Source organism: Synechococcus sp. Cruz CV12-2-Slac-r, assembly GCF_024346075.1.
Taxonomy (GTDB): Bacteria; Cyanobacteriota; Cyanobacteriia; order PCC-6307; family Cyanobiaceae; genus Synechococcus_D.
This window is the reverse complement of sequence record NZ_JAGQEK010000130.1, coordinates 1-4,451: the sequence shown is the minus strand read 5'-3', so window position 1 is coordinate 4,451 and position 4,451 is coordinate 1. Positions and strand designations below refer to the sequence as shown.

Genomic DNA, 4,451 nt, shown 5'->3' with positions numbered 1-4,451 from the left:
TTGGCACTAATTAATATCGCTTAAATAACAAATACTTTGGTGGTTCACTAGATACCTACGGTTTAGATGTTGGCTATGCCATAACTCCAGATTTCAAAGCATCAGTTGGTTATTACTATCAACAGGGTGATCTTGGTGCTGCTGATAGCTCTGGTGTGCTCGGCAGGGTTTTTTACAACATCAGCAATGGCTTAACTGCTGGCCTTAATCTCTCCTACGACCAAACATTTTAAATACGTTTTTCAGCAGATCTTAAATATCGCTTTGGCTCTAATGGCTATGGAGCACCAAGCAAGAAGAAAGCTTGGCAGACACCTGTTATCCAAGCACTCACAGAAAACGTTAAACATAGGGATGTGCGGGTACACGCTAATTGGTTTTGTCAAGAAGATGCGGGTGATTGTGGTTTTTAAATTGGGGAAATGCTTGAGAGAGAAAATGCTTGACTGAAGGGACTATTGTTATTACTTGTTATCAAGCAATATCTTTGTTTTGACAATGCCCCTGGTGGTTTGCTGGGATTTAGCAAGAGCGGTGATCGCTTGCAGCGTCTCCAGCAAATGCGGCAAGCGTTGCTGGCTGGCTTGATCTGGTGAGAGGAAGGCTGGCAGTGCCTCAAGGAAAGCGGAAGTATTCAACAGATCTTGAAACTGTGCCGCAAGGTCGATTTGCAATTCAAGTGGGCTCAGTCTGCATTCCTCAATTAACGATGAGCGACCATCGATCACGGCCATTAGGTCTTCCAGATCGTGGCTAAAAAGATAATTTCCATTGCCACGTCCTCGAAAAGCCTCAAGCTTGGTGGCAATGAAGATCGGTGCTGTAACGATTCGAATCGAGCGGCCGCTCGGCAACCCCTGAAGTTGGCCGGTCTCCAAGGCCAAGGGATACCAGCGATTGGAAAAACCCAGAATATTGCCCTGGGTTGGCATCAGATCGAGAATGAGGTCTTCTATGTACCACCTGCAGAGTGGTGCCCCTGGTCGATTGTCCTCCTGAAATCCCCTTTGTCTCAGTTGCATCCCGAGCTGGTGATAGTCAGCCCTGCTAATCACTTGGCAGATCACATCAACATCCTGGGTGGGCCTGATGTCTGGCATCGCAGGGTCCGATATCAACAAACCAGCTACGGCGCCACCAACAAACACCAGTTGCCCTAGCAACGTATCGCCCAACTGTTCCGCTGCTCGCTCCAGTAGGGAGACATTGGGATCATTGAGATTCATGGCTGCAACCGCTCCTCCAGTAAGGCCATAGCCAGGGCTTGTTCACGGGCGTTACCTCCACGCAACGAATCAAACAATGCAAGCAGTTCCCCCAAGGCTGGGTTGCGCTCTACCGCGTCGGGAACACTTGGATATAGCGGATAGAAGGCAATGCCACGGGACGTACCTTTTTTACACGGCCATACCGGTGGTGGGTCGTTGCCCGGCAAGATCCGCTCGCTGAGGGGTAAGGCGGCATAGCCTGTGGGAACACCGCGGCTGAAGCCGCCCTGCGTTGCAGGGAAGCAATAGCGGGCACCGTGTTGAACGAAAGCGCTCAATGCAGCAAGCACAACTGATGGTCTGCCATCGTGACGCTTAGAAGCAAGCTTGGCGGCCACGACACGCTCTACCGCCGCATGGATCTCCGATGCAGTAATGGCAAGTTCGGCGCCGAGGGCCGCATAGCTAGGTGGGTGGCCTGGATCCAGGGCCAAGCGCAGCAACACCACCAAATCCTGCGGACGCAGAACAAGCTGGGGATTGGAGGGCGAACGAGGCACAGTTTAAACAAGCCATTCGGCATTCGCAGATAGCGAATATAGTGTTAATTCAGTTTGTCCGCCATGTCTTGGGCGGCCATGCGCAACAACAGCTGAGCCGGTCTGCAGCCGCAGCATCTCGCTGTAACGGCTTTCTACCTAAGGTTCCACCACTAAAAGGTCGAAATCGTTGGCGACTGAAAGGTTCCCATGGGCAGCCGATCCAAATGCGATCAGCCGCAGCGGCTATAAATTTACAAGGAATTAAACAGGGCGATCCAGGCGCTGCAGGCGCAGTTCACTTACCGAGGCGATGGCCTCGAAGTCGGTGTCAAAGCTCACAAGAAGAGCGTTGTGATGCAGGGCCACAGCAGCAACCAGCAGATCGATGCTGAACACAGTGCGGCCGATCTGGCGACAGGCTTGGCCTAAGTCGATCGCCTGCTGCCACAAATCCGCTGGGGTGGTGAGTTTAGGCAAAGTTGCGAATTGGGCCTCTAGCTGACGAATCTCATCTGGCCGGGCTGATCGCAACAACTCAAAACGCACTGGTTCAGCCAGGTGGGCCTGGGGATTAAGCACAAAGGGGGCGATGAACTTCTTGAGAGGGAGCGGGCTACGAGCACGGGTGAAGTCAACCCAGAGGCTGGAGTCCAGCAGCATGATCATTCGGCTAGCTCCTGTGCTCGCTGTCGGTCGCAATCCCGGTCGTTTTCAAAGCCCTCCAACTCCACCCCCCACTCGCCGCTAATGAAGCGTTGAGCGATCTGGGCGCGATGTAGCTGCTGCAAAGCTTGTTCCATCAGGCGGCGAATTGCAGGACCCTTCTTACTCTCACCAGTGAAATCAAGAATTTCAGCCATCTCATTTTCTGAAAGCTCAACAGTTACTTTCATAATTTAGGTCTGCGAAAGTCGCATTTCTAGCAAAGCACGCAACTTATCGTCGAAAGTGTTGAGCACTCAAATCCCACCAGCAACCAGCTCGGCAGGGGCGGTAGACGAAGGATTGAGGGGAAAATATATGGACGCACACCAAAGTGACACGTGCGATACCTATCGCCCTCCTAATTGGTAGTTATGTATATTGTCTATAGACAATGGTCTATAGACAATAACATGAAGTTATTAATAAGATTCAAAGTATTAACAAGATTTTCAGCTTTAGCGTTTCCCTAGTAGGGAGCAGCTCATTTGCATTCGCATCAATACCTTTTGGTATTGGATCAGCAACAGCGCAAGAAGCCAAAACCACCCAGGGCACAGCAGTAGACCTTGGTGTGATGAGCATTTCCATTAAAGATGCCATTCAACCTAATTTTGGTTTTCAAGGCGCACTACAAGGAGCTGGCACTCCTAATCAAGCGGGTATTGGTGGTTTCTTACCTTTAGTTGTTGGTGATAACAGCGTATTTTTCTTAGACGCTCAAGCAAACGCTAATTTTGCTGATTACAACAACTACAGCAGCATTATTAATACAACAGTTGCTGGCACCACCATTTCCACCTCATCAAGACTGGGTTATCGCTTTTTAAATAGTAATTACAATGGCGGTGCTTTAGATACCTATGGCCTTGATGTTGGCTACAGCATCACTCCAGATTTTAAAGCATCCGTTGGTTATTACTACCAACAGGGTGATCTTGGTACTGCTGATGGTTCTGGTGTGCTCGGTAGACTTTCTTATGACATCAGCAATGGCTTAACTGCTGGCGTTAATCTTTCCTATGACCAAGCATTTGAAACACGTTTCTCAGCAGATCTTAAATATCGCTTTGGCTCTAATGGTTACGGTGCACCGTCTGCCAAGAAAGAATGGAAAACTCCTGTTATCCAAGCTCTCACAGAAAGCGTGAAACATAGGGATGTGAGGGTCCACGACAAGGTTTTTCTTACACCGAACTGCACCAAACCATTTGGATGCCAGACATGAATAGAATCCAGAGGTGTATATAAACCATCATGAATGGAATCACCCTACCACTCAAAGCCCCTGCCACCACAAGGGCTTTTTAATTCTTCAATAACTCACAAAGTACCTAAAAAGCACTTCCGATACCTGGCAACATCTCCCATCTTCATTTCCACCCGCAGCAAAACTAATATTGATATTTATTCCCCCCACCGATACATTTATTCCCTCAACTTAACTACCAAACAAGTCGCCCTCTATCGCCATCACGGATGCCATTTGCTCTTCTAAATCTCACTTGGCGTGATGGCGATAGATCGGCAGCGAAATACCGTCAGCTTTTGCTTGTATTGCTAAAGAAGCGCATTGGGATTAAAAGCATCTATGCAGGCGCAGGGAATCACTCTCAAACTTGGCACGCCTCAGCAATCCAGAACTAACGCCTGGTTGGGGTATTCGTTGTGATAATTGCACTTGAAAACGGGGGAGGCTCACAAGTTTCGCTAAGCTGGCATGAAAGCTTTACTAGCATGAACACGTCACGCCTTGTGGCAAAGCAGGTTGGCTTGAGCGGCCAGATCTCCTTGGGTAAGGAATATGCGGGGCGCACCGTGCTGATCGACAGCATCGAACCTGGCGTGTGGGTGATCAAAACCGCTCAAACCATTCCAGATTCTGAACTCTGGCTCCATCAGCCGGAAGCCTCTGCCCGGCTTGATCGTGCTCTTCTTGCCATTATCGAACCACCTAACGCTGCTGATCTCGATGTGCTGGAGCAGCAGCTGAGCTGCA

General features: G+C 49.6%; 5 protein-coding genes and 2 pseudogenes. 3 read left to right on the top strand and 4 right to left on the bottom strand.

The window, feature by feature from the left end; translation table 11 throughout:
* Positions 1–17: 17 nt before the first annotated feature.
* Positions 18–413 (top strand): annotated as a pseudogene (locus KB557_RS09200) (carbamoyl-phosphate synthase); the annotation flags it as partial.
* A gap of 51 nt (positions 414–464) precedes the next feature.
* On the opposite strand, the gene KB557_RS09195 reads toward KB557_RS09200, so the two are convergent.
* From KB557_RS09195 to KB557_RS09180, 4 genes are all read right to left on the bottom strand, one after another.
* Positions 465–1,226 carry a hypothetical protein gene (locus tag KB557_RS09195; RefSeq protein ID WP_255133482.1) on the bottom strand — a complete coding sequence of 254 codons (762 nt, stop codon included), beginning with the start codon at positions 1,224–1,226 and terminating at the stop codon, positions 465–467.
* A complete protein-coding gene (locus tag KB557_RS09190; protein ID WP_255133481.1) occupies positions 1,223–1,768 on the bottom strand; it encodes a hypothetical protein in 546 nt (181 codons plus the stop codon). The genes KB557_RS09195 and KB557_RS09190 overlap by 4 nt, the downstream gene beginning before the upstream one ends.
* A gap of 243 nt (positions 1,769–2,011) precedes the next feature.
* Complete coding sequence (locus tag KB557_RS09185) at positions 2,012–2,416, bottom strand: PIN domain-containing protein (protein WP_255133479.1); 405 nt, start codon at positions 2,414–2,416, stop codon at positions 2,012–2,014.
* A complete protein-coding gene (locus KB557_RS09180; protein ID WP_255124717.1) occupies positions 2,413–2,643 on the bottom strand; it encodes a hypothetical protein in 231 nt (76 codons plus the stop codon). The genes KB557_RS09185 and KB557_RS09180 overlap by 4 nt, the downstream gene beginning before the upstream one ends.
* 248 nt (positions 2,644–2,891) lie before the next feature.
* Between KB557_RS09180 and KB557_RS09175 the strand changes: the two genes are divergently transcribed.
* Together KB557_RS09175 and KB557_RS09170 are read left to right on the top strand one after the other, a co-directional pair.
* Entirely contained in the window at positions 2,892–3,680 is a 789-nt protein-coding gene (locus tag KB557_RS09175) for a carbamoyl-phosphate synthase (protein WP_255133502.1), read from the top strand.
* 509 nt (positions 3,681–4,189) lie between these two features.
* A pseudogene (locus KB557_RS09170) lies at positions 4,190–4,451 on the top strand (hypothetical protein); the annotation flags it as partial.

What these genes read in the sequence shown, in the direction of transcription:
- KB557_RS09195 (WP_255133482.1), bottom strand. Translation starts at nt 1,226, where the DNA reads ATGAATCTCAATGATCCCAATGTCTCCCTACTGGAGCGAGCAGCGGAA.
- KB557_RS09185 (WP_255133479.1), bottom strand. Translation starts at nt 2,416, where the DNA reads ATGATCATGCTGCTGGACTCCAGCCTCTGGGTTGACTTCACCCGTGCT.
- KB557_RS09180 (WP_255124717.1), bottom strand. Translation starts at nt 2,643, where the DNA reads ATGAAAGTAACTGTTGAGCTTTCAGAAAATGAGATGGCTGAAATTCTT.